20 protein-coding genes are annotated in these 23942 nt (G+C 67.1%); 11 read left to right on the forward strand and 9 right to left on the reverse strand.

From position 1 onward, the window contains the following. Positions 1-229 precede the first annotated feature (229 nt). Complete coding sequence (locus CCS01_RS00835) at positions 230-859, reverse strand: hypothetical protein (RefSeq protein ID WP_104516938.1); 630 nt, start codon at positions 857-859, stop codon at positions 230-232. Positions 860-1742: 883 nt separating this feature from the next. Here CCS01_RS00835 and CCS01_RS00840 point away from each other — a divergent pair. The 7 genes from CCS01_RS00840 (at position 1743) to CCS01_RS00870 (ending at position 9877) form a co-directional block, all read left to right on the forward strand. Then, on the forward strand, positions 1743-3293 hold the full coding sequence (locus CCS01_RS00840) for a benzoate-CoA ligase family protein (protein ID WP_104516939.1): 1551 nt from the start codon (positions 1743-1745) through the stop codon (positions 3291-3293). After that, complete coding sequence (locus CCS01_RS00845; protein ID WP_104516940.1) at positions 3293-4105, forward strand: alpha/beta fold hydrolase; 813 nt, start codon at positions 3293-3295, stop codon at positions 4103-4105. Before CCS01_RS00840 ends, CCS01_RS00845 begins: the two co-directional genes overlap by 1 nt. Next, complete coding sequence (gene boxC / locus CCS01_RS00850) at positions 4102-5745, forward strand: 2,3-epoxybenzoyl-CoA dihydrolase (RefSeq protein ID WP_104516941.1); 1644 nt, start codon at positions 4102-4104, stop codon at positions 5743-5745. The genes CCS01_RS00845 and boxC overlap by 4 nt, the downstream gene beginning before the upstream one ends. 13 nt (positions 5746-5758) lie before the next feature. Next, positions 5759-7207 (forward strand): benzoyl-CoA 2,3-epoxidase subunit BoxB, encoded by a 1449-nt coding sequence (gene boxB / locus CCS01_RS00855; RefSeq protein WP_104516942.1) that lies wholly within the window; start codon positions 5759-5761, stop codon positions 7205-7207. A 236-nt stretch (positions 7208-7443) separates the two neighbouring features. Next, on the forward strand, positions 7444-8196 hold the full coding sequence (locus CCS01_RS00860) for an SDR family NAD(P)-dependent oxidoreductase (protein ID WP_104516943.1): 753 nt from the start codon (positions 7444-7446) through the stop codon (positions 8194-8196). Between the two features lie 14 nt (positions 8197-8210). Next, positions 8211-9077 carry a sulfurtransferase gene (locus CCS01_RS00865; RefSeq protein WP_104516944.1) on the forward strand — a complete coding sequence of 289 codons (867 nt, stop codon included), beginning with the start codon at positions 8211-8213 and terminating at the stop codon, positions 9075-9077. A 20-nt stretch (positions 9078-9097) separates the two neighbouring features. After that, the gene (locus tag CCS01_RS00870; protein WP_104516945.1) at positions 9098-9877 is read left to right on the forward strand and encodes an SDR family NAD(P)-dependent oxidoreductase; all 780 of its coding nucleotides are present in this window, start codon (positions 9098-9100) and stop codon (positions 9875-9877) included. A 67-nt stretch (positions 9878-9944) separates the two neighbouring features. Here CCS01_RS00870 and CCS01_RS00875 read toward each other — a convergent pair whose 3' ends face one another. Next, positions 9945-10295, reverse strand: coding sequence for a RidA family protein (locus tag CCS01_RS00875; protein WP_104516946.1), 351 nt, complete (start codon positions 10293-10295; stop codon positions 9945-9947). Positions 10296-10429: 134 nt separating this feature from the next. On the opposite strand from CCS01_RS00875, the gene CCS01_RS00880 reads away from it, so the two are divergent. Continuing rightward, positions 10430-11428, forward strand: a complete 999-nt coding sequence (locus tag CCS01_RS00880; protein ID WP_104516947.1) for an aldo/keto reductase — start codon at positions 10430-10432, stop codon at positions 11426-11428. A gap of 122 nt (positions 11429-11550) precedes the next feature. On the opposite strand, the gene CCS01_RS00885 is transcribed toward CCS01_RS00880, so the two are convergent. Then, positions 11551-12354, reverse strand: a complete 804-nt coding sequence (locus tag CCS01_RS00885) for a crotonase/enoyl-CoA hydratase family protein (RefSeq protein WP_239991963.1) — start codon at positions 12352-12354, stop codon at positions 11551-11553. Positions 12355-12373: 19 nt separating this feature from the next. Continuing rightward, positions 12374-13519, reverse strand: a complete 1146-nt coding sequence (locus tag CCS01_RS00890) for an acyl-CoA dehydrogenase family protein (RefSeq protein WP_104516948.1) — start codon at positions 13517-13519, stop codon at positions 12374-12376. Positions 13520-14180: 661 nt separating this feature from the next. On the opposite strand from CCS01_RS00890, the gene CCS01_RS00895 reads away from it, so the two are divergent. The 3 genes from CCS01_RS00895 to CCS01_RS00905 all read left to right on the forward strand — a co-directional run bounded on the left by CCS01_RS00895 (position 14181) and on the right by CCS01_RS00905 (position 18193). After that, a complete protein-coding gene (locus tag CCS01_RS00895) occupies positions 14181-14939 on the forward strand; it encodes a class II aldolase/adducin family protein (RefSeq protein WP_146101519.1) in 759 nt (252 codons plus the stop codon). Positions 14940-15510: 571 nt separating this feature from the next. Further along, a complete protein-coding gene (locus CCS01_RS00900) occupies positions 15511-16536 on the forward strand; it encodes a class I SAM-dependent methyltransferase (protein WP_146101520.1) in 1026 nt (341 codons plus the stop codon). Positions 16537-17089: 553 nt separating this feature from the next. Then, positions 17090-18193: a rhamnan synthesis F family protein gene (locus tag CCS01_RS00905; protein ID WP_104516951.1), complete on the forward strand. Its 1104-nt coding sequence runs from the start codon at positions 17090-17092 to the stop codon at positions 18191-18193. A gap of 23 nt (positions 18194-18216) precedes the next feature. Here CCS01_RS00905 and CCS01_RS00910 read toward each other — a convergent pair whose 3' ends face one another. The 5 genes from CCS01_RS00910 to CCS01_RS00930 all read right to left on the reverse strand — a co-directional run bounded on the left by CCS01_RS00910 (position 18217) and on the right by CCS01_RS00930 (position 23803). Beyond that, positions 18217-19248, reverse strand: a complete 1032-nt coding sequence (locus CCS01_RS00910; RefSeq protein ID WP_104516952.1) for an aspartate-semialdehyde dehydrogenase — start codon at positions 19246-19248, stop codon at positions 18217-18219. Between the two features lie 228 nt (positions 19249-19476). Then, the gene (locus tag CCS01_RS00915) at positions 19477-20004 is read right to left on the reverse strand and encodes a CBS domain-containing protein (RefSeq protein ID WP_104516953.1); all 528 of its coding nucleotides are present in this window, start codon (positions 20002-20004) and stop codon (positions 19477-19479) included. A gap of 241 nt (positions 20005-20245) precedes the next feature. Beyond that, the gene (locus tag CCS01_RS00920) at positions 20246-22522 is read right to left on the reverse strand and encodes a glycoside hydrolase family 65 protein (RefSeq protein WP_104516957.1); all 2277 of its coding nucleotides are present in this window, start codon (positions 22520-22522) and stop codon (positions 20246-20248) included. Beyond that, positions 22510-23256 carry an HAD family hydrolase gene (locus CCS01_RS00925; protein WP_104516954.1) on the reverse strand — a complete coding sequence of 249 codons (747 nt, stop codon included), beginning with the start codon at positions 23254-23256 and terminating at the stop codon, positions 22510-22512. The genes CCS01_RS00920 and CCS01_RS00925 overlap by 13 nt, the downstream gene beginning before the upstream one ends. Before the next feature lie 157 nt (positions 23257-23413). Further along, on the reverse strand, positions 23414-23803 hold the full coding sequence (locus CCS01_RS00930) for a baeRF12 domain-containing protein (protein ID WP_158258171.1): 390 nt from the start codon (positions 23801-23803) through the stop codon (positions 23414-23416). Between the last annotated feature and the right edge of the window lie 139 nt (positions 23804-23942).

A 23942-nucleotide genomic window follows, 5' to 3' on the forward strand; every position in this document is an offset into this window, starting at 1 on the left:
CAATAACGACCAACATCCTGTGTCCCCTTGTCTCGTTAAGGTTACCGTTTATGTCCGACTTCCAATTTAACGCGGCGCAAACCCCGCCGCTGCATGCAGAACTGGATTGTCCGGTCGCGATGTCCTATCAAGACCGCATGCCATAACGTTCTGTTGATGTTGACGGCGGCGGAATTTGCCGCAGCCAGGCGCGCTGGCGGGCCGCGGCTGTATCCCACGGACCGGACGTCTATGGTGCCGGCACCGGCAGAACGCAGCCGGCGCCGCCGCGGGCATAGACGAAGAAATCCGCGAACGACGTCTCGTCCGGACGCGCCGGGTCGAACGGATACGGGTTCGGCGGATGCGCGCACAGCCGCCAGTCCGGAAAGTGCCGGGCAACATGGTCGGTGAACCGGCGGTGGCGCACATGCGGCGCTGGCCAGTTGCGGTCGAAGTTGCTGGCGTAGATCAGCACCAGCTGCGTGGCGTACGCGAACAGCGCCTCCATGTAGGCGGCGAACACGTCCGGCTCGATCAGGTGGAAGATCACATCAACCGACAGGCACAACGCCGCAGGCCGCAGCGCCGCGGCCTGCGCGAGCAGCAGGAACGTATGCTGCGGGAAGCGCTGGCGGCAACGATCCAGCACCGTACCGGAGACATCCAGCCCGGTATAGGCCGGCGGGTGCAGCAGCGACAGCAGGTTGCCGTCGCCGCAGCCGAAATCGGCCACGTGGCCGATGTTGTTCAGTGCGATCACGCCGTTGATCACTGCCGCCTTGTCGGCCACCAGCCGTCCATACCACCCCACGCCCGACGTGCCGCCGGCGCGGTAGCGCGCATCCCAGTACTCGGCCGAGCGGAAGGGCGTATTCATGGTGATGGCTGATCCACAGGCATGGGCTCCGCAACGATGGCCCGCTCTGGGCCTACCGCAGTAATAGGGGCAAAACCCCGGGCACGCACATGCAGCATACGCTCGACACCGGAACGAGGGGCGCGGAATTCCGCCATTTTTTGGTGTCCAATTGCGGAACGGTATGGACGATCACCAAATTCACCCGGACTTTTGCCCCGCTTACACTACCGCATGCACACATCGTGGAAACAACTGCAAAACCAGGCGCTGGCCCGGTGCCCGGGACCGTTGCCGCTCTGTCGCGGCGGCGCGTTTGGCTGGCAAGCGGCCGGCCGAGGGTGCGCAGGGACGCGGCGCTATGGCGTGCGTGGCTCGCACATCCGGTGTGGGGCATCCTGCCCATCGGGATGGGGCGGAATCGGGTTTGCCGCCGCAATCAAGCGGACACGGAGTTCCATGGTGTTTGCACGGCGTTTCACGGAGGACGTGGATATTGCGCTTCGCGCGAAGCGCCTGAAATCATCGAACGCTGCCACAGGGGCGACCATGTTGGGGGCGCCCGGACGACTCCGTGAAACTCCGTGCCAACCCCGTGGAACTCCGTGTTCGCTTGATTGCTGCCGGTGAAACCGGCACAGGCCGTGACAGTATGAGGCATGGCTGAAGCGGACCGTTTCCGAAATCTGTGCATCCCGTAGGCTCTGGGCCGGCTGGCGACCGGCATAACGCAGCGACGGTTGACAAATCGTTAACGAACCTGGCCGTCAACGAACCCGGCCGATCGGCAGATGGTTCTTCCGTTCCCCGCATTCGGCACTATACTGCATGCCAACGGGACCCCAGAAGCCTGGCAATGCCGTCACCGAAGCGTGCGGCGTCACAGGAATGGTCGCGAGGAAACATGCACAACCAGAACGCCGTGGCGTGGTTCGCCGATCGGCACGTGGCCGAGGGAAACGGTGCGCGCCTGGCCTTCCAGGACCCGTGGCGGTCGCTGACATACCAGGATCTGCAAACCGCCACCTGCCACTTCGCCGGCGCCCTGCGCCAGGCCGGCATCGGGCGGGAGCGGCGCATCGTGCTGCTGCTGCACGACACCATCGATTTTCCCATCGCCTTCTGGGGCGCCATCCGCGCCGGCGTCGTGCCGGTGCCGATCAACACGCTGCTGACGGTCGAGACGGTGGCGTATATTGTGCGGGACTGCCGGGCAGCCGCCGTGGTGATCTCGGCGCCCCTGCTGGCGGCGCTGGCGCCGGCGCTGGACGACTTGAGGCTGGTGATCGCCTCGCTGCCGGACGGGTCCGGCGTCATGCCGGCCGATGCGCGCACCCTGCTCTTCCCCGACTTCCTGGCGACCGGCAGCCCCGACGCGCCCACCGCCATCGCGCCGGCGGATGAGGTCGCGTTCTGGCTGTATTCCTCCGGCTCCACCGGCGCGCCCAAGGGCGTGCGGCACGTCCATGGCAGCCTGCGCTTCACCGCCGAGACCTATGGCGCGCAGGTGCTGGGCATCCGGCCGGACGACGTGATGTTCTCGGCCGCCAAGGCGTTCCATGCCTACGGCCTGGGCAACGCCCTGACCTTCCCGATGTCCGTCGGCGCCTCGACCGTGCTGCTGCCGGACCGTCCGACGCCGGACGCGGTGCTGGACGTCATGCGCCAGTACAATCCCACCCTGTTCGGCGGCATTCCCACGCTGTACGCCGCGCTGCTGGCCAACCCGCATATCGGCCCGGGCGCCGGCTCCACCCGCCTGCGCCGCTGCATCTCGGCCGGCGAGGCGCTGCCGGCCGATATCGGCCAGCGCTGGCGGTCGCTCGTCGGCGTGGACATCCTGGACGGCATCGGCTCGACCGAGATGCTGCACATCTTCATCAGCAACAGCGCCGACGACATCCGCTACGGCAGCACCGGCCGGCCGGTGCCCGGGTATGAGGCCCGCATCGTCGATGAGCACGACCGCCCGGCGCGCAACGGCGAGGCGGGGGAACTGGTGGTGCGCGGCGACAGTGCCGCCGAGGGCTACTGGAACCAGCGCGCCAAGAGCCGCCGCACCTTCCAGGGTGAATGGACCTACACCGGCGACACCTACATCCGCGACGAGGACGGCTATTTCCGCTTCCAGGGCCGCCGCGACGAAATGCTGAAGGTCAGCGGCGTCTGGGTCTCGCCGTTCGAGGTCGAGGAAGCGCTGGTCTCCCACCCCGCCGTGCTGGAGTCGGCCGTCATCGGGCGGCGGGACGAGGATGGGTTGATCAAGCCCAAGGCGTTCGTGATCCTGCGCGACGGCGCTCGCGACGAGCCGCCGGGCACTTTGATCCCGGCGCTGCAGGCCCATGTGAAGGAGCGCATCGGCGTGTGGAAGTATCCGCGCTGGATAGAGTTCGTCGACTCGCTGCCGAAGACCGCCACCGGCAAGATCCAGCGCTTCCGGCTGCGGGAGGTGTGATGCGGTCGTTTACCGTGCAGGTTACCGGTGGGGCGCTGGAAGCCGCGTGGTGGGGCCCCGGCCCCGCCGAGGCGCCGACCCTGGTGCTGCTGCATGAGGGCCTGGGCTGCGTGGCGTTGTGGCGCGACGTGCCGGAGCGCCTTGCCGCGGCGACCGGATGGGGGGTGTTCGCCTATTCGCGGTCCGGCTACGGCCGCTCCACGCCGGCCACCCTGCCGCGGCCGCTGACATACATGCACCACGAGGCACAGGTGGTGCTGCCTGAAGTCCTGGAGGCTGCCGGCATCAGGCGGTGCGCACTGGTTGGCCATTCCGATGGCGGGTCGATTGCGGCGATTTACGCGGGGTCGGCTGGGTCCGCCGCCCCCCCTGCCCCATCGTCCCCGGCCATCCTCGGCCTGGTCACCATCGCCGCCCACTTCTTCGTCGAGGACATCAACATCGCCAGCATCGAGCGGATCAAGGTCGAGTATGAAACCGGCCCTCTTCGCGCGAAACTGGCCCGCTACCACGACGACGTCGACGGCGCCTTCTACGGCTGGAACGGCGCGTGGCTGGACCCGGACTTCCGCCGCTTCGACATCACCGGCTTCCTGCCTGGTATTCAGGTGCCAATTCTCGGCCTGCAGGGCGCGGATGATCCGTATGGCACGGACGAACAGCTACATGTCCTGAAGGCCAACGTCCGCGCGCCGGTCGAGATCGCCCTGATCCCGGGCGCGAAACATTCGCCGCACCTGGAGGCCAGGGACGGCACGCTCGCCGCCATCACCGGCTTCATCGCCGCCATCCAGCGGGATTTTTCGTCATGATCGATTTCCAGACTGACCCCACCCGCTATCGCCACTGGCGCCTGTCCTGCGACGGCCCGGTCGCCACCCTGACCATGGACGTCGATCCCGCCGGCGGCCTGATGGGCGATTACGAACTGAAGCTGAATTCCTACGACCTGGGCGTCGACATCGAGCTTGCCGACGCGGTGCAACGGCTGCGCTTCGAGCATCCCGAGGTGAAGGCGGTGGTGCTGCGCTCGGGCAAGGACGGCGTGTTCTGCGCCGGCGCCAATATCCGCATGCTGGGCCAGGCCAGCCACGGCCACAAGGTGAACTTCTGCAAGTTCACCAACGAAACCAGGCTGGCGATCGAGGACGCGACGGAAAACTCCGGCCAGGCCTACCTGGCCGCGATCAGCGGCACCGCGGCCGGCGGCGGCTATGAGCTGGCGGTGACGGCGGCGCACGTCATGCTGATCGACGACCGCCGCTCCACCGTTTCTTTACCGGAACTGCCGCTGCTGGCGGTGCTGCCCGGCACCGGCGGGCTGACGCGGCTGACCGACAAGCGCCGCGTCCGCCGCGACCGGGCCGATGTGTTCTGCACCACCGAGGAAGGCGTGCGCGGCAAGCGGGCGGTGGACTGGCGACTGGTGGACGAGGTCGTGCCGCCCTCGGCGTGGGACGCCCGGGTGGCGGAGCGCGCGCTGCAACTGGCGGAGCAATCCCATCGGCAGGGCAGCGGCGGAGTCGTTTTGACTCCGTTGCAGCGGACCTTCGCGGCGGATGCGGTGTCGTATCGCCATGTCCAGGTCGCGATCGACCGCGCCGGCCGATCCGCTGCCATCACCGTACACGGCCCGGCGGATTTGCCCGGCGACCTGCGCGGTATCCACGAGGCCGGCGCCGCCTTCTGGCCGCTGGCAATGGCGCGGGAACTCGACGACGCCCTGCTGCACCTCCGCCTGAACGAACCGCCGATCGGCCTGCTTGTCATCCGCACCGCGGGGAACCCGGAGATGACGCTGGCCGCGGATGGCTTGCTGGAACAGTACCAGGATGACTGGCTGGTGAACGAAATCCGCCTGCTGCTGAAGCGGGTGTTCAAGCGGCTCGACATGACCGCGCGCAGCATCGTCACCCTGGTCGAGCCGGGAAGCTGCTTCGCCGGCACGCTGGCGGAACTGGTGTTCGCCGCCGATCGCTCGGTGATGTTCAGCGGCGGGGTCAAAGGCGACAACCGCGGCCCGGCCACGCTGCACCTGTCGGCGCTGAATTTCTCCGCCTACCCGATGGGCAACGGCCTGTCCCGCCTGGCCAACCGTTTCTACGGCGAGCCGGAGTCGCTCGACACCGCCGCCGGGCTTATCGGCGAAACGCTGGACGCCGAAACGGCCGATCGGCATGGGCTTGTCACCGCCACGTTCGACGAGATCGACTGGGACGACGAGGTGCGGCTGATCCTGGAGGAACGCGCCTCGTTCTCGCCTGACGCGCTGACCGGGCTGGAGGCCAACCTTCGTTTCGTCGGGCCGGAGACGATGGAAACCCGCATCTTCGGCCGCCTGACCGCCTGGCAGAACTGGATCTTCCAGCGGCCGAACGCCGTCGGCGAGGCCGGATCGCTGAAACGATACGGCTCCGGCGTGCGGCCGGAGTTCAACCCGGAACGCGTCTGAAAGGATCACCACGATGTCCGATGGCACGCAGATCGACTACAACGGGCTGATCCCCAACAACGTCGGCCTGGCCGAGGACCTGCGGGTCCGCAAGGCGCTGGAAACCTGGCACCCCGGCTACATCGACTGGTGGAAGGCGATGGGGCCGGAGGGATTCCAGAACGACCCCGTCTATCTCCGCACCGCCGTCGGCGTCGGCAGCGAGGGCTGGGCGAAGTTCGGCTTCGTTCGCATGCCGGAATACCGCTGGGGCATCCTGCTGGCGCCGAAGGTGGAGGACCGGACGATCCCGTTCGGCGCGCACAAGGGCGAGCCCGCCTGGCAGGAAGTGCCCGGCGAATATCGCGCCATGCTGCGCCGCCTGCTGGTGATCCAGGGCGATACCGAGCCCGCCTCGGTAGAGCAGCAGCGCCACCTGGGCGCCACCGCGCCGTCGCTGTACGACATGCGCAACCTGTTCCAGGTGAACGTCGAGGAAGGCCGCCACCTGTGGGCGATGGTCTACCTCCTGCAGAAATATTTCGGCCGCGACGGGCGCGAGGAAGCCGAGGAACTGTTGCGCCGCCGCAGCGGTGACCAGGATTCGCCGCGCATGCTGGGCGCGTTCAACGAGCAGACGCCGGACTGGCTGTCGTTCTTCATGTTCACCTTCTTCACCGACCGCGACGGCAAGATGCAGCTTGCGGCGCTGGCGCAGTCCGGCTTCGACCCGCTGTCGCGCACCTGCCGCTTCATGCTGACGGAGGAAGCCCACCACATGTTCGTCGGCGAGACCGGCGTCTCCCGCACCATCCAGCGCACCTGCGAGGCAATGAAGGAGGCTGGCATCGACGATCCCTACGATATCGCGCGTATCCGGCGCCTGGGCGTAATCGACCTGCCGACGATCCAGAAGAAGGCCAACCTGCATTTCTCGCTGACGCTGGATTTGTTTGGCAGCGAAATAAGCACCAATGCGGCGAATGCTTTCAATGCCGGTCTGAAAGGCCGCTACCGCGAGGACAAGCTGACGGACGACCACCAGTTGACGTCCTCGGTGTATCCCGTGCTGCGCCTGCGCGACGGCGCGATCGTGAACGAGGACGTGCCGGCGCTGTCGGCGCTGAATATGCGCCTGCGCGACGACTACGTGCAGGACGCCGCCGCCGGCATCGCCCGCTGGAACCGCGTGCTGGAACACGCCGGCGTCGATTTCCGCATCTCCCTGCCGCACGTCGCGTTCAACCGCCGCATCGGCGAGTTCAGCGCCGTGCACACCGATACCGAGGGGACTATCCTGGGCAACGACGCCTGGGAAGCGCGCAAGGAAACGATGCTGCCGTCCACGGACGACAACCTGTTCATTGCCAGCCTGATGCACCCGTCGCAGCAGCGCGGCGCCTATGCCGGGTGGATCGCGCCGCCGCGGCAGGGCATCGACAACAAGCCGGGTGATTTCGAGTACGTTCAGATCGCGCATTGAGCCGCCCGCTATTCGCAGGCGCTGACATGGTGGCGTGGCAGCACGGCTGCCACCACAACGTCATGGCGGCCGCAGGGCCGCCATCCACGCCTTACGGTGCTGGTATCAACCGAAGGCGTGGACCTGCGCCCACCATGACGGGGAAGCAACAGTCGCCGCCCTGCCGGTGCCTGTGCGCCCTTGATCCCCCTCGCCTGCCGGGCCACCATGCCCGGCAAAGCAAGGGGGGAACCGGCATGGCTCGTCTGCAAGGCAAGGTCGCCGTCATCACCGGCGCGGGCACCGGCATCGGCCGGGCAGCGGCACGGCTGTTCGCACAGGAAGGCGCGCGCGTCGTCGTCGCCGAGATCAACGCCGAGGCTGGGGACCAGACCGCGCACCTGATCATCCAGGCCGGCGGCGACGCCATCGCCGTCCGCACCGACGTCACCGAGCCGGACAGCATCCAATCGGCGATCGAAACGGCCGTCCGGCGCTACGGCGCGCTGCACATCCTGCACAACAACGCGGGCGGCTCCACGCCGCAGGACAACGACGTCACCCTGGCACCGCTGGAGGAGTTCTGGCGCGCGATCAAACTGGACCTGTACGGCACCTTCCTGGGCTGCCGCTTCGGCGTCCCGGCGATCCGGCGTTCCGGTGGCGGATCGGTCATCAACATGTCGTCCAACGTGGCGCTGATGGGCATCCCCGGGCGCGACTGCTACACCGCGGCGAAAGGCGGCATTGCCGCCATCACCCGATCCATGGCGGTGGAGTTCGCGCCCGACGTGCGGGTCAACGCCATCGCCCCCTCCGCCACCATGACCGAGCGTGTCGCCAAACTGGTCGCCGGCAATGCCGCGCTGGACAAATTGGCGAAATCCCACCTGCTGGGCCTGATCGAACCCGAGGACATCGCCGCCATGGCGCTGTACCTGGCGTCCGACGAATCCCGCAAGGTCACCGGACAGGTCTATCCGGTGGACAGCGGCGTCATTATTTCCTGATAACGGAGGATCCCATGACCGGTTTCGTTCATCCGGAATACCTGGTCGAGACCGACTGGCTCGCCCAGCACCTGAATGACGTGGTCGTGCTGGACTGCACGATCCACCTGATCCCCGACCCGAAGATCACCTACGTGATCAAGCCCGGGCGCGAGGATTTTGAAAAATCCCACATCCCAGGCGCGCAGTTCTGCGACGTCTCGCGCGATGTGTCGGACACCGCGCAGAAACTGAACTTCATGCGGCAGAAGCCCGAGGACTTCGCCGCGGCAATGCGTCGTTTCGGCATCAGCAACAGCACCCGCGTGGTCACCTACAGCACCGCCAACGTCTGGTGGGCGACCCGCGTCTGGTGGCTGCTGCGGGAGTTCGGCCACGACAATGCCGCGGTGCTGAACGGCGGCTTCCAGAAATGGCAGCGCGAGAACCGCCCTGTGGAAACCGGGCCCGGCAAGCCCCGCCCCGCCGGCGAGTTCACCGTCCGCGAAGTCCGCAACCTGATGGTCGGCAAGGACGCCGTGAAGGCCGCCATCGGCGACGCCGGCGTCTGCACGCTGAACGCCCTTCTGTCGGCGCAACATACCGGCACCGGCGGCAACAGCTACGGCCGTCCCGGCCGGATCGCCGGCAGCGTCAACGTGCCGGCGGCCTCGCTGGTCGATCCCGAAACCAACACCTTCCTGCCGCCCGACGAACTGCGCCGCCGCCTGGGTGCCGTCGGCGCGCTGGACCGCCCCGTCATCGCCTATTGCGGCGGCGGCATTGCCGCCAGCGCGGACGCGATGATCCTGACCATGCTGGGGCACCAGGACGTCAAGGTCTATGACGCCTCGCTGTCGGAGTGGGCCAAGGATCCCAGCCTGCCGATGGAAACCGGCTGAACAATACGAGGAAACGAAAAATGCGCCTGAAGGACAAGATCGGCCTTGTCACCGCCGCCGGGTCCGGCATGGGCCGCGCCGGCGCCATTCGTTTCGCCGCCGAAGGCGCGTCGGTTGCGGTCGTCGACCTGAACCCCGAGGCCGCCGACGCCGTCGTCCGCCAGATCACCGCCGCTGGCGGCAAGGCCATCGCCCTGTCCGGCGACCTGACAAGCGATGCGTTCGCCCGCGACATCGTGCGGCGGACGGCGCGGCATTTCGGCGGTCTCGATTTCGTCTGGAACCATGTCGGCACGCCAGGGCCGGCGGCGGTCGAGGGCATCGACTGGAAGGAATACGACCTCGCGATGACCCTGAACATCCGCTCGGTGCTGGTGACCACCGAGGCGGCGCTGCCGGAACTGCGGGCGCGGGGCGGCGGGTCGATCCTGTTCACCGCCTCGACCTCGGGTTTGCAGGGATCGATGTTCAGCCCGGTCTACAACGCCGCCAAGTTCGGCGTCGTCGGCCTGGTGAAAGGACTGGCGAAGCGCTACGGGCAGGAGAACATCCGCATCAACGCCATCTGCCCGGGGCCGATCGATACGCCGATGCTACGGGTTTTTGTTGCGCGACCGGATAGTCAGCTGCCGGCGGGGGAAACGCCGGAGTCGCTGGTGGGCAAGCGCGGCGGGATGAACCCGATGCGACGGGTCGGACAGCCCGAGGAAATCGCCAACGCCGCGCTGTTCCTGCTGTCGGACGAGGCGTCGTTCGTGACAGGGGTGGCGCTGCCGGTGGACGGGGGCTCGACGGCGTAGCCGTTGCTTCCACGTCATGGCCGGGACGCGCCCGGCCATGACGGAGAGGAAATGGTCCGTCCCGGCGCTATTTGCACGCCGTGACCATGATCTCCACCAGCACCTCGGGCGCCGCCATCTCGGCCTGCACGCAGGCCCGCACCGGCGCGCCGTTCTTCGGCAGCCACGGGGTCCAGATCTCGTTCAGCAGCACGCGGTCTTTCATGTGCTTCACCCAGATGACCGCCTGCAGCAGCCGGGTCTTGTCGGTGCCGTGATGCTCCAGCATCTCGTCGATCTGCGCCAGCACATCCGCGGTCTGACCCTTGATGTCCAGGCTGGTGTCCCGCGCGGTGATTCCGGGAAGGTAAACGAAGCCATGGTACTCGACGGCCTTGGACAGGATCGGGCCAGGCTCGGTGCGGATGATCTTGCTCATGAAGCACTCCAGTTGCAACGGATCGGAGCGTTCTAGGGCAAGCGGCGGCGTTCGGCCAGAGCGCGGCTTGCGGAGCGCGGCTTGACCCCTGCCGCGATCCTGTCGTCGGATGCGCCGGCAGGGAGGAGAAAACCATGGAAACGCGGGTATTCGGGCGATCCGGTCTGCGACTCTCGGTGCTGGGCTTCGGCTGCGGCGCCGTCGGCGGGTTGATGGTGCGCGGGTCCGCCGCGGACCAGGACCGTGCCATCGGCGCGGCGATCGCCGCCGGGGTCAACTACTTCGACACCGCCGTGCAGTACGGCAACGGCCAGTCGGAGACCAATCTCGGCCGCGTCCTGGCCGCGCAGAGGCCCAAGGGGGTCCATGTCGGCACCAAGGTGCGCGTGCCGTCCGCCGGCTTCGGCAACATCGGCGGGATCGTCACCGAGTCGCTGGATGCCAGCCTGCGGCGGCTCGGCCTGGACCACGTCGACGTCTTCCACCTGCACAACCCGATCACTGTCCACGGCGGCGGCGAGACCATCAGCGTCGCGCAGGTGCGCAATGCGGTCGTGCCGGCGTTCCAGGCGCTGCAGCGTGCCGGCAAGACCCGCTTTCTGGGCATCACCGCCATCGGCGACACCGCGGCGCTGCAGGACGTTATTGACGCGCAACTGTTCGACAGCGCCCAGGTCAGCTACAACATGCTGAACCCGTCCGCCGCCACCGCACTGCCACCGGACTATCCGGCGCAGGACTACGGCCGCCTGTTCGACCACACGCAGGCGGCCGGCGTCGGCGTCGTCGGCATCCGCGTGCTGGCCGGCGGCGCGCTCAGCGGCAGCGCGGAACGGCATCCCACCGCCAGCCCGCCGCCGGAGCCCATCGGCTCGGCCCACAGCTACGACCGGGACCTGGAGCGCGCCCGCCGCCTGATGCCGCTGGTGACGGAGGGGTTTGCGTCCAGCCTGCCGGAAGCGGCGATTCGTTTCGCTATCAGCCACAAGGCGATGGGCACCATCCTGGTCGGCATGGCCTCGGTCGAACAGTTCGAAGCCGGCCTCGCCGCCGTGCGGAAAGGGCCGTTGCCACCAGCCGCGCTGGATCGCGTGCAGGCGCTGACTGCTGGTTTTGCGGGAGAGGCCCGGTAACATTCATTCCCATCCGTTGCCCCACCGTCATGGCTTGGCTTGTCCCGGCCATCTGCGCTTCAACGGCGGGAGGTAGATGGCCGGGACAAGCCCGGCCATGACGGTGGGGCAACAGCCCCGCGTCAGTCTCCCTTGAACACCGGCGCCCGCTTCTCCAGGAATGCGTTGACCGCCTCCCGGTGGTCCGCCGTCGCGTGCGTCAGCGCCTGCAAACTGGCGGACAGTTCCAGCAGCGTATCCAGCCGGCTGTGCCGCCCCTCGACCAGCAGCCGCTTCGCCATGCGCACGGCATAGGGCGGGTTCACAGCGATCCGCTGCGCCAGCGCCTTCGCCGCATCCAGCAGTTCCGCATCCGGCACGACGCGCGAGACCAGCCCGCAGGCCAGAGCCTCGGCCGCGTTCAGCGCATCGCCGGTGAACGCCATCTCGCACGCCTTCGAGTAGCCCACCACTCGTGGCAGCAGCCACGCTCCGCCGTCCCCCGGCACAATGCCGACCTTGACGAAGCTTTCGGCGAAGCGGGCGCTTTCGGCGGCGATGCGCATGTCGCACATGCAGGCCAGGTCGAGCCCCGCGCCGATCGCCGGTCCATTCACGGCCGCAATGATTGGCACGTCCAGCTTCTCGAACGCCAGCGGGATGCGCTGGATGCCGAACTTGTAGTATTGCGGCGTCAGCGCTGGCTGTTTCGCACGATCCTCGAACGCCTGCTTCATCGCCCGCAGGTCGCCGCCGGAGCTGAACGCGGTGCCGGCGCCGGTCAGGATGCCGACGCGCGCCGCGCGGTCCTGGTTCAGCCGCTCGATCGCACCCACGACGGCATCCACCATCGCCCGCTCCGAGATCGGGTTCCGCATCCCCGGATCATTCAGCGTCAGCGTAACGATCGGCCCGTCCTGCTGGTACAGCACCTTGTCAGACATCATTCGTTTCCTTCAGCCGCAATCAGCGCAAACCCAGGCCGCGCGCGATGATGCCACGCAGGATCTCGCGCGTGCCGCCGCGCAACGAGAACGACGGCGCATGCATCATCGTGTGCGCCAGCACCGCCGAGAACGCCTGCGTGGAAGACTCATCCGGTTCCGCATCGACCAGGTTGCGGGCGGTTTCCGGGATCTCCTGCTCCACCAACGCGCCCAGGTCCTTCACCAGCGCCGCCTGCAACGCCGGGTTCTGCCCGGCCTGCAGCATCCCCGCCACCGAGCGCGACAGCCGCCGCAGCGTCATGATATGCGCCGTCAGCCGCCCGATGGCGACGGCGCCGGCATCCGACGGATCGGGCCCCAGCGCGCGCGCCAACTCGACGAGCAGCCGGAACGAAGACAGGAAACGTTCCGGCCCGCTGCGCTCGAACGCCAGTTCGCTGGTCACCTGGGTCCAGCCGTCGCCTTCCTTGCCCAGCAGCGCGCCCTCGGGCAGGAGCGCATCCTGGAACACCACCTCATTGAAATGATGTTCCCCGGTCAGCGCCAGGATCGGCCTTATGGTCAGGCCCGGCGTGTTGTGCAGGTCGACCAGGAACTGGCTGACGCCACCGTGCCGGTCCTCGGCCGGGCCGGTGCGGCAGAACAGGATCATGTAGTGCGATTTGTGCGCGAAGCTGGTCCACACCTTGGTGCCGTTGACCAGGTAGCCGCCCTGCACTTTCGTGGCCCGGGTGCGCGCCGAGGCCAGGTCGGAGCCGACATCGGGCTCGCTCATGCCGATGCAGAAGAACACCTCGCCGGCGGCGATGCGCGGCAGGATCCGCTTCTGCTCGTCCGTCCCCACCCGCAAAATCAGCGGTCCCGACTGCCGATCGGCGATCCAGTGCAGGGCGACGGGAGCGCCGGCGGCGAGCAATTCCTCCAGCACGACGTAACGTTCCAGTGATGAGCGCTCATGACCGCCGTACTGCTTCGGCCAGGTCATGCCGATCCAGCCGCGGCTTCCCAGTTTGCGGGAGAATTCGGCATCCATGCCGGTCCAGGATTCAGCGCGCTCCACCGGCTTGCGGTTGGCCAGTTCGGTGGCCAGGAAGTCGCGGACCTCCAGGCGCAGGGCTTCGGCCTCGGGGCACGGTGGCGGTGGCGGAAAGTTGAAGGCGTTCACCGGTTGGGTCCTCAGGCTGTCGGTTACCAGCCGGTAGCCCGGTGATCCCAAAGGGTCAAGACCAGCGACGCCCCAGGCAGCCGAGCGGAACGAGTCCGCAGGATGGCCGCCGTACAGGCCGGCAACCGCGACTGGCTCTGCAATCGCGGCTACCGTTGTTTTTCAGTAATGTTAAGCCCACCCGCCGTTCAGCCGGCGGACAGAGCCTGCTACCGCGCCAGCGCGTAGGGCAGCAGCGGGATGATCATGACCGCGGCGGCGAGAATGGCAGCAGTCCAGTCCAGCTTGGTCAGCGAAAACCGGTTCATATGACTCTCCTGTTCCAGTGTTACCGTTGCGATTTGGACCGCGTGAGCTTCGTTCCTCAGCGCGACACTATATCAATGGGGAGGGTTTGAAGCCTCGCAAGATGCGCCGGCAAGAAAAAAATTCAGAATGTTCAGTCGCATAACCTGACACCTCAAGTGTTAAGCCAGATTGACACGTTGCCCCTCCGAACGGCTGCCGGCCGTGGCATGCCCGACAATTCGTCATACATGGCCGCGCGCCATGGGCCGGTCCGCCTGTGCGGCGGCGCAAGGCTGCCGCCGGGAACTTGCGCGATGCCGCCGTCGCGTCCACGCTGGCCGGCATCGGAAGCACGAACGAGGGAGAACACCGCATGTCCGCCGCCATGCAGTTGCAAACGAAAATTTCAGATGCCGAATGGCACGCGCGCTGCGAACTGGCCGCGCTGTATCGTATCGTCGAGCACTTCGGCTGGACCGACCTGACCAACACCCACATGTCGGCGCGCGTCCCCGGCGAGCCCGGTCATTTCCTGATCAACAACTACGGCGAGATGTTCGACGAGATCACCGCCTCCTCATTGATCAAGATGGACATGGAGGGGAACGTCCTGAGCCGGGGCGGCAATTTCAACAACGCCGGGTTCACTATCCACAGCGGCGTCTACAAGGCGCGTCCGGACGCCAACTGCGTGCTGCACACCCACACCCGCGCCGGCGCCGGGGTCTCGCTGCTGCGCCGCGGCCTGCGCCCGATCAGCCAGGATTCGCTGCACGTGATCGACGACGTCGTGTATCATGCATACGGCGTGCCGGCGACGCAGGAGGAGTGCGAGGCCCTGGGCCGCACCTGCGCCAACGGCAGTTGCGTCGTGCTGCTGAACCACGGGCTGTTGACGCTGGGCGAAACCATCCACGGGGCGTTCATGCGGCTGTACATGCTCGAGCGCGCCTGCGAACTGGAACTGATCGCCCGGCAGATGGACGAGCCGCCGGTGGTGATCGACGACCATGTGCAGCGCAAGGCCGCCGAACGGATGAAGAAGATGCGCTCGACCGAGGGCTACGGCCTGAACGAATGGCAGGGGCTGGTTCGCGCCGTGGAGCGCAAAGGCGCCGATTTCCGCCGCTGATCGGCAGCTTTGTTGTGATGGCGAGGCGACATGAGTCGTCACGCCACAATCGAAACGATCCGGTGCGGATTGCGTCACGTTACCTCGGTGTCCGTCCGAGAAGGTGGCCAATGGAATCAAATGGGTAACTCACTGTTGATAGCGGAACAGTCTCGAAAGTAGCGGCGGTTTTCGCCGCTGAGCGACACCGCCTTGTCCGTAACTGGTTGGAAGATAAGGGAAACTTCTCGGACAGACACTCAGCGAAGTGTTGGACAGCTTCGGCATGCTGCCGGACGTCGATGCGACGCTGCAAGCCCGCACCGGGCTGGATGAAGACGAAGAAATTGCTGCCGCCATTGATGAGCGGCTGGAGCGCTCATTGGCATGACTGGCGGAATTTCAGGCCAATTGGAAAACCAGGAGCTGACAATGCCACGCACGAAGCGCCGGAAGAAACCAACGCCGGCATTTTCCCGTAAGCCGCCGGAGCCGGTGCAGCGTCCACCAGCCGAACGAGCACAGTGAGCGTGATGCTTGAAGGGCCCGCCCAGGAAAGGTAAGACCTCGGCATGGGTCAGGAGAGCGTAGCTTGCCAAACCGCACGAAGATGTTGCTTGAACAGGTGCCACGCGACGCGCGAATTCTTGAGATTGGCCCGAGCTTCAATCCAATCGCGCCAAAATCGGAAGGCTGGAACAGCGTCTCGATCGACCATCTGACGCGTGAAGACCTTGTGGCAAAATACATTGGGCATCCCGGTGTTGATGTCGGCCGGATTGAGCCAGTGGACTTTGTCTGGACTGGCGGCATACTCAGCGAGGCCGTGCCACTTGAGCAGCATGGCAGCTTCGATGCATTCCTCGCTAGTCATGTAATAGAGCACACGCCCGACCTGGTTGCTTTCCTCGATGCCGCAGCCACGCTGCTGAAACCGGACGGTGTCGTGATCCTAGCAATTCCGGATAAGCGGTATTGCTTCGACTATTTTCAGCCACTCACCACCACAGGGCAACTATTGGAGGCACATACCAGCCATCGTTCTCGTCATACTGCTCGCCTGGCTTTCGACCACTTTGCCTATGCGGTCGCGAATGGCGGCACCATTGCTTGGGGGCAGCACCCGTCACAGGGAATCCACCTCGTACATGGCCTTCAGGATGCGAACCATCTATTCCGGACATGGGAGAGCAATTCGGACTACACAGATATACACGCCTGGCGTTTCGTGCCGTCGAGCTTCGAGTTGCTAATGCTGGAGCTCGCACGCTTGGGCGAGACCGATTGGCGGGTGGAGCGAATTATGCCCACCCGGGGGTGCGAATTCTTTGCCTGGTTGTGTCGGGGTGCAGTGGCACATGCCGCGGCGTTGTCACCCCAGGAGGTGGATGCCCAGCGCATTGCACTACTGAAGCGCTCACTGCTGGAGACGCAGGCTCAAATTGAGTGGCTGCTGGCTGGCGAACCCGAACTGGCGACTCAACAGCCCACAGCAATGCAGCGCGTTGCAACATCTTGGCGGCGGCGCGTTAACACACCGCTCCGTCTTCTGGTGCGTGGGCTGCGGCGGAGAAGCGCGTTGGCAGCGATCCTGAAGACGGTGAAGGGCAAAGCTTAACTGCGCTGCCGCGAAAACCTTACCCCATACAGCGTCGAAACCCTCGAAAGCGGTGCCGCGTTCACCGCGCCCCAACCAGAATGTTTGCGGCATACGCGACACTGCATGTCCCACCGGGTCCCAACAATGTTCCGCGCCCTGAGTGTCTGTCCGAGAAGGAAGCCAATGAAGTCAAGGGGCTAACCCACCGCTGGTGGCGGAACAGTCTCGAAAGTATTGGCTGTTTCCGCCGATGAACGACACCGCACCGTCCATAACTAATTGGAGGATAAGGGAAAGTCCTCGGACAGACACTCAGGCCGAGGCCGCGAAATTGCGAAATCATTATTGATACGGAACGTCAATCAACCAAACCTGATTGGGCGGCGTTGAGGCCGCAGATTAATTCTGCCGCTCTCAGTGTCTGTCCGAGAAGGAAGCCAATGAAATCAATGGGCTAATCCACTGTTGGTGGCGGAACAGTCTCGAAAGTAGTGGCGGTTTCCGCCGATGAACGACGCCGCGCCGTCCGTAACCAATTGGAAGATAAGGGAAAGTTCTCGGACAGACACTCATGAGCGAGCCGCTTTGCCTGACCGATCTCGACGCAGCCGGCGCCGGCATCCGCCGCGTCGCCCACGGCTACGCAACCTCGGGCTCCTGGCGCCGCCTCGCCAGGCGTCTGTTCCAGGCGGGCACCGAAGTTGCCCTGGCCCTGCCGCGCGACGCCTGGCGCCTGCTCGTCCGGCGCGGCGAAAAGCCGGTTCGGATCGAAAACGGGTTTGACCCGTCACCGCGCGCGGCCCGCATTGCGCTCTATGTCCACTACTCGGCGAACGGCCTGATCTCCGACATGGTGCGCTACCAGCTAGGCCTGCTGCGCCAGATCGGCTTCGCCACGGTGTTCATTTCGATGGCGCCGCACATCCCCGACGCCGACTGGCAGGCGGCGCGCCAGCTCTGCGCGCTGGTCGTGCAGCGGCGCAATTTCGGCCGCGATTTCGGCGCCTGGCACGACCTGATGCCGGAGGTGCGGCGCCGCTGGGGCATCCCGCAGGAACTGATGCTGCTCAACGACAGCGTCATGGGGCCGATCAGGCCGCTGCCGCCGATACTGGAAACGATGCGCGCCGGCGGCGAGGGCCTGTACGGCCTGACCGAAAGCCGGCAGGGCGGCTCGCATCTGCAAAGCTACCTGTTGCTCGCCCACGGCGGGCACGCCGTCGCCGACGTCATGCGGTTCGTTGAAACCATGTTCGTCAGCCACTCCAAGTGGTTGCTCGTGCAACTGGGCGAGATGCGCCTGGCCCGCTGGATGCGCCGGCGCGGGCACCGGGTCGCCGCGGTGTTCGGCTACGACCGGATCGTCCGAGCCTCGCTGGCGGACCCGGCGGAGCGGGAGCGCCTCAAGGCCGGCAACTGGCACCTGCGCAACCTCGACCAGTTGCCGGACGAGCAGGTTTCGGCGTTGCTGGAGGACTGGCCACTGAACCCGACGCACCATCTGTGGCACGTGCTGGCGGCGCGGCTGGATTTCCCGTTCCTCAAGACCGAACTGGTGGCGCGCAATCCCGGCCGGCTGCCGGACGTCGCGGACTGGCCCAGCGTCGTGCCGCCGGACTCACCCTGTCACGTGCAGATGCTGCGGGCCCACCTGGCGACGCTGGGCGTGGCCTGACGGACCCGGCAGCGTGACGGGCGCTACGCCGCCTTCCGGCCGATCAGGCCCATGGCGATCATGGTTTCGGCGATCTGCACCGCGTTCAGCGCCGCGCCTTTGCGCAGGTTGTCGGAGACGCACCAGAACGACAGCCCGTTCTCAATCGTCGGGTCCTTGCGGATGCGGCTGACGAACACCGCGTCCTCGCCGGTGGCTTCCAGCTGCGTGACGTAGCCGCCGTCCTCGCGCACGTCGACCACCTCGACGCCCGGGGCCTCGCGCAGCAGCGCCCGCGCCTCGCCCGCCGTCACCGGCTTTTCGAACGCGACGTTCACCGCCTCGCCGTGGCTGATGAACACCGGCACCCGGACGCAGGTGGCGTGCACGGCGATCGACGGGTCGAGGATCTTCTTCGTCTCGACCGTCATCTTCCACTCTTCCTTGGTCGAGCCGTCGTCCATGAACTTGTCGATGTGCGGGATGCAGTTGAAGGCGATTTCCTTGGTGAACTGCTGCGGCGCGCTCTGCTCGTGCACGAAAGACGATTTGGTGTGGCCGAACAGCTCGTCCATCGCCTCCTTTCCGGCGCCGGAGACGGACTGGTAGGTCGAGACGACGACGCGCTTGATGCGGAACTCGTCGTGCAGCGGCTTCAGCGCCACCACCATCTGGATGGTGGAGCAGTTCGGGTTGGCGATGATGTTGCGCTTGTTGAACCAGCGCAGGTCCTGCGGGTTGACCTCGGGCACCACCAGCGGGACGTCGTCGTCCATGCGGAACTGGCTGGTATTGTCGATCACCACGCAGCCCTGGGCGCCGGCACGCGGGGCATGGATCGCCGAGACCGAAGCGCCCGGGCTGAACAGGCCGAAGTCACAGCCGGTGAAGTCGAATTTCTCCAGGCTCTGGACCGTCAGGGTCTTGCTGTCACCAAACGAGACCTGCGCGCCAGCCGAGCGGCCGGATGCGAGGGCGATGACGTCCGAAACCGGGAAGTTCCGCTCCGCCAGGGTTTTCAGCATTTCGCGTCCGACTGCACCGGTGGCGCCGACAACCGCGACCCTGTAAGCCATGCTAGACTCCTGCAAACGACCGGGCGTCGGTGTCCCAGTGGCCACCCCTTTGTGGCCACCCCTGTGCCCGAAGAGGCGCACGGTTAGCGGCACCGGCGCGGCAGCGCAAGCAATAAGCGGCCGATCGGCGGGGGAAACGTGCCTCGCGGGGGGCTGCGGCAGCGACGGGACCCGCCCGGGCGGTCGCGCCACCGCCGTCCCGCGCTCCTTCTTCTGGTACCCCGCCCCCTACGGCGGCAGCACTGCCGGACGGTCGCTGCCGGCTCGCCCGGGCTGCCAGTCCTTGCTGCCCAGGATATCCGGCTCCAGCGCCAGGGTGCGGATCAGGTCCTCCCGGCTGACGATCCCCACCAGCCGCCCGTCGCGCACGATCGGCATGCGCTTGATCCGGTGGCGCAGCAACTGCAGCACGATCTCGGCCAGATCCGTCGTCTCCGCCGCGGTGACCACCGGCGTCGTCATCAGGTCGCGGGCGCGGCGGCGGTCGTTCCGGATGTAATCAGCCAGCGCGGGTGCCAGCCGATCGGCGGCGGAGAGTATGGCCAGCCACCAAGGCCGGCGCAGGTCATGCTGTTCCCGGAATGGCCGCATCAGGTCGCTTTCGCTGACCATCCCCAACAACGTTCCTGTCTCGTCACAGATCGGCAGGGCGCGGATATCGCGATCGAGCATCAGCCTGGCGATTTCGGCGACGGTGGCATCCGGCCGGGCGGTGGCAATCCGGCGGGTCATGATACTGGCGGCGTTTCGTGACATGGCTGTCCGTCCACTTCGGTCATGTGGCAGAGCCGGGCGGCATGAACCCGGCCTGCCGTGACAATGGCTCGCATCCGCCGCCCGCGCGCAGCCAGACTGCGCGGGCGATTTTCATACAGGCGGCTATACCGCACGGGGCGGCAAGCCGGCAATCGACACGGTGTGCGGGTCGTAGCCCCAGCGGCCCCGGCGGCGTGATGATTTAAGTCAACGGCCGCCTGCGCCGCTGATTGACGGAACGCTATCCCCGCCCAGCCGGAATGCGCAGCGCCGCGTCCGCCCGCAACTCGTGCGCGGCGCCCGCGGCGGCCAGCGTCATCGTTTCGCCCGATACCAGCGTCGCCTCCAGCACCTGCTCGGCTGCGTCGAACCGCAGCGCGACGCTGCGGCCGCGCCACTGGACCGTGAACGAGAAGCCGCTCCATCCGTCCGGTACCCGCGGATCGACCGACAGCGCGTCCGCGTCCCAGGACACCCCGGCGAAGCCCATCACCACCAGCATCCACAGCCCGCCCTGCGCGGCGATGTGGATGCCGCGGTCGGTCGCCACGTGCACGTCGCCCAGGTCGATCTGCGACGCCTGGCGGAAAAACGCCAGCGCCTTCCCGGTCTCGCCGAGCCGGGCCGCCACCATGCCGTGCAGCGCCGGGCTGAGCGAACTGCCATGCGAGCAGCGCGGCTCGTAGTGGCGGAAATTGCGCACGGCCGTGTCGCCGGGGAACGCGTCGGGCAGCAGCGCCAGCAGCGCCACGACATCCGCCTGCTTCACCACCTGCGACTGCTGCGTCCGCGCCCGCCCCAGCACCATGTCCATCGGCACGGACCGCCCGGCGTAAGCCGTCAGGTCGATGTCCTCCAGGCCGAAATAGCCGGCGAACTGCTCGTACAGCCCGGTGGCCGGGTCGAAGCCGTCCACCAGCGTGTCGGCCACCGCGCGCCATTGCCGCAATTCGGTTTCGTTGAAGCCCAGGCGGCCGCACAGCGCCGCCCAGGCCTCGGGCCAGCGCTCCGCCAGCAGCGCCGCGCAGTCCAGCGCGCGGCGGATGTTCCAGCGCGCCATGACGTTGGTGTAGGCGTTGTCGTCGATGTGCTCGTGGTATTCGTCCGGCCCGATGACGCCGCGGATGTGGTGCCGCCCGTCGGCGTCCGGCTGCGCCCGGCTGGCCCAGAAGCGCGCGGTCTCCAGGATGATCTCGGCCCCGGCGTCGCGCAGGAACGCATCGTCCCCGGTGGCCTGCCAATACTGCCAGACGGCATAGGCGACGTCGGCGCTGATGTGCTGCTCCTGCTTGCCGCACAGCACCTCGACCACCTGGTTGTCCACGGTGACGACGTAGTCGGGAGTCGTTTCTTCGCCGGTGTCGGCCGACTCCCAGGCGTACAGCGCGCCGCGCCAGCCCATCCGCACTGCCTTCCCGCGCGCCGCGTCCAGCGTGTGGTAGCGGTACATCAGCATCGCCCGGGCCGCCTCGGGCCAGGTCAGGGTGTAGAACGGCAGCAGGTAGATTTCCGTGTCCCAGAAGACGTGCCCGCGGTACTCCTCGCCGGTCAGCGCCCGCGCGCCGATGGACACCCGCTCGTCGTGCGGGTTGGCCGCGCTGTTCAGGTGGTAGATGGCGAACCGTAGCGCCTGCTGCGCCGCCGCGTCGCCGGCGATCTCGACGTCGCTGCTTTGCCAGCGTTCCGCCCACGCCGCGTCGTGCGCCGCCCGCACGCCGTGCCAGCCCAGGTGGTGCGCCTGCGACAGCCGCTTCCGCGCCTCCGGCCCCGGATCGATCGTGGCGCTGTCGCTGCGCACCACCGAGACCATGCGCTGGAAGCTGACGGCCTGGCCGGGACGCAAGGTCCAGGTCCAGGACCACGTCAGCGGCCCGCGCGACACCGGCGGACACACCCGCCCGTCGATCTGCAGCGACGCCGACGCCGCCATGGCCAGGCGCTTGCCGGAATGCTGCGTGCGCCACAGGCCCAGATCCTCGGTGACATGCTCCGGCACCAGGCCAAGCTCGGTGCCCTCGAACCACGCCTCCAGCGTGACGTCGCCGTCGCCGCTGCGGATGTCGAACCCGATGACCTGCAATCCCAGCGATCGGTCGCCCAGTGACACCAGGCGCTGGTTGCGGACATGCACGTCATGGCCGCCGGCGCGGGCGTGATGGCCCTCGCTGAACAGCACGCCGCGCCGCATGTCCAGGGACATGTGGTACAGCGATACGTCCCCGGGGTGGTAGACCAGCGGCTGGCCGGCGATCAGCACCCGCACCGCCAGCCAGTTGGCGGCGGGCATCAGCTCCGGCACCGCGCCGTCGGTGCCGGGCGTGTCGAACAGCCCGGCGACATAGGTGCGCGGCGGCACCACCCAGCGCGTCCCGCGGGTGATGGTGCGGCCGCCGCGCAGGCCAAGGAAGCCGTTGCTGATGGCGAAGCGCGATTCGATGATCGCTTCTCGTAACGGATCGTAGCCTTTCGATACCAGGGTCCAGGCGGAGTCGGCTGTCGGCTGCGTCAGGTTGTCCATGCGCTCAATCCCGATCGTGGCACGCGCCGGCAAAGCCGTCCGGCGTTCAGATCATCCACTACAACGTGATCGAGGTCATTCACCACAAGATCCGCACCGGCGGCGAGCAATCCGGTCCTGTCGTGCTGGCGGGACACGCCCAGCGCGCCCATTCCGCCGGTCACGGCCGCGGCGATGCCGGCGGGCGTGCTTTCCACCACCAGGCACTGCGCCGGCGGAACGCCGAGTTCCGCGGCGGCGAGCAGGAACAGCGTCGGGTCCGGCTTGCCCACCGCCACCGCCCGCCCGCACACGTTGACCACGAAAGCCTCCAGCAGAGGCTGTCCGGACGGCAGGCAGGCCGCCTGCAGCATGGCCGTGGCATGTTTTGAGGACGCCGCCGCCGCCAGCCGCCAACCCAGCGCCGCCAGCACGCCGAGGAACCGCAGCGCGTCCGGGTAGGCGGCGACCGCGCCGCGGCCGATGATTTCCAGCAGGCACTGCTGCTTGCGCTCGGCATAGTCGGCCGCGTGCCGCTCGGCCTCCGCCACCCCCAGCGCCCGCAGCGCGGCCAGGGCGCCGGCCCGGCGGGGTCGGCCGGCGACATGGGCCTGGTACAGCGCCGTGGTGAAGCGTGTGGGATCCGCCAGCCCCGGCAGCGCGTCGCGCCAGGCCTGCTCATGCGGCGATACCAGCAGGACGCCGTCCACATCCAGAATCGCGGCGGCGAGAGTGCGTGTCTTGCTGGCCGTCATTACCCCGAGCTCGTATCCGAAAGGTCCGTGAAGCGTAGGGCCGCAGGGTAGACGCGCCGGCGACTTCATTGATTGACCGAGATCAATCCCCCCGGGCCAATCGGCGGTGCCGCGATCGGCGCGACCCGCGGCATGGCCGCGGCTTCGGCCAGACGCCTTACTCGGAGGGCGTATCCACGCGGTCGCCGCACCGGAACATCCACGCCTCGACATGGAGCAGCAGGTCCTGCGCCGATGTCCGCATCAGGTCCTGCTCCAGAATCAGGATGACCCGCTCCCGGGTGGCGGCATCCAGCGTGTCGTGGATCGTCTTCAGGGTGCGCGGCGGCGCGACCAGGATCAGGTCGTCGAAATCCTGCCGCCGCGCCGCCGCGTTGAGCTGGCCACCCACCACCTTGGCGAACGTCTCCGTCTCCAGCATGTGCGGGTCGTGGCCGGGTGGGGCGTAGCCGGGTGGGGCGTGGCTGTGCGCGATGGTGCCCGGCCGATCGCCGCCAGGCTCGGCCGGACGCCGGGGAGCCGTGGGCGCGCCTGCTCCGATGGCCACCGGCAACGCCTGATACCAACGGCCCTATCCGGTGACCGTTATTGCTGCCCATTTGCGCTGGGTCAGGGAAGCAATCCGTTCCGGCATTTGCATGAGCTTGTTCCAGGCCTCGCAGCAGGCATCGACAACCGCCTTGTAG

This window comes from Rhodopila globiformis, assembly GCF_002937115.1.
In the GTDB taxonomy this organism is placed as follows: domain Bacteria; phylum Pseudomonadota; class Alphaproteobacteria; order Acetobacterales; family Acetobacteraceae; genus Rhodopila; species Rhodopila globiformis.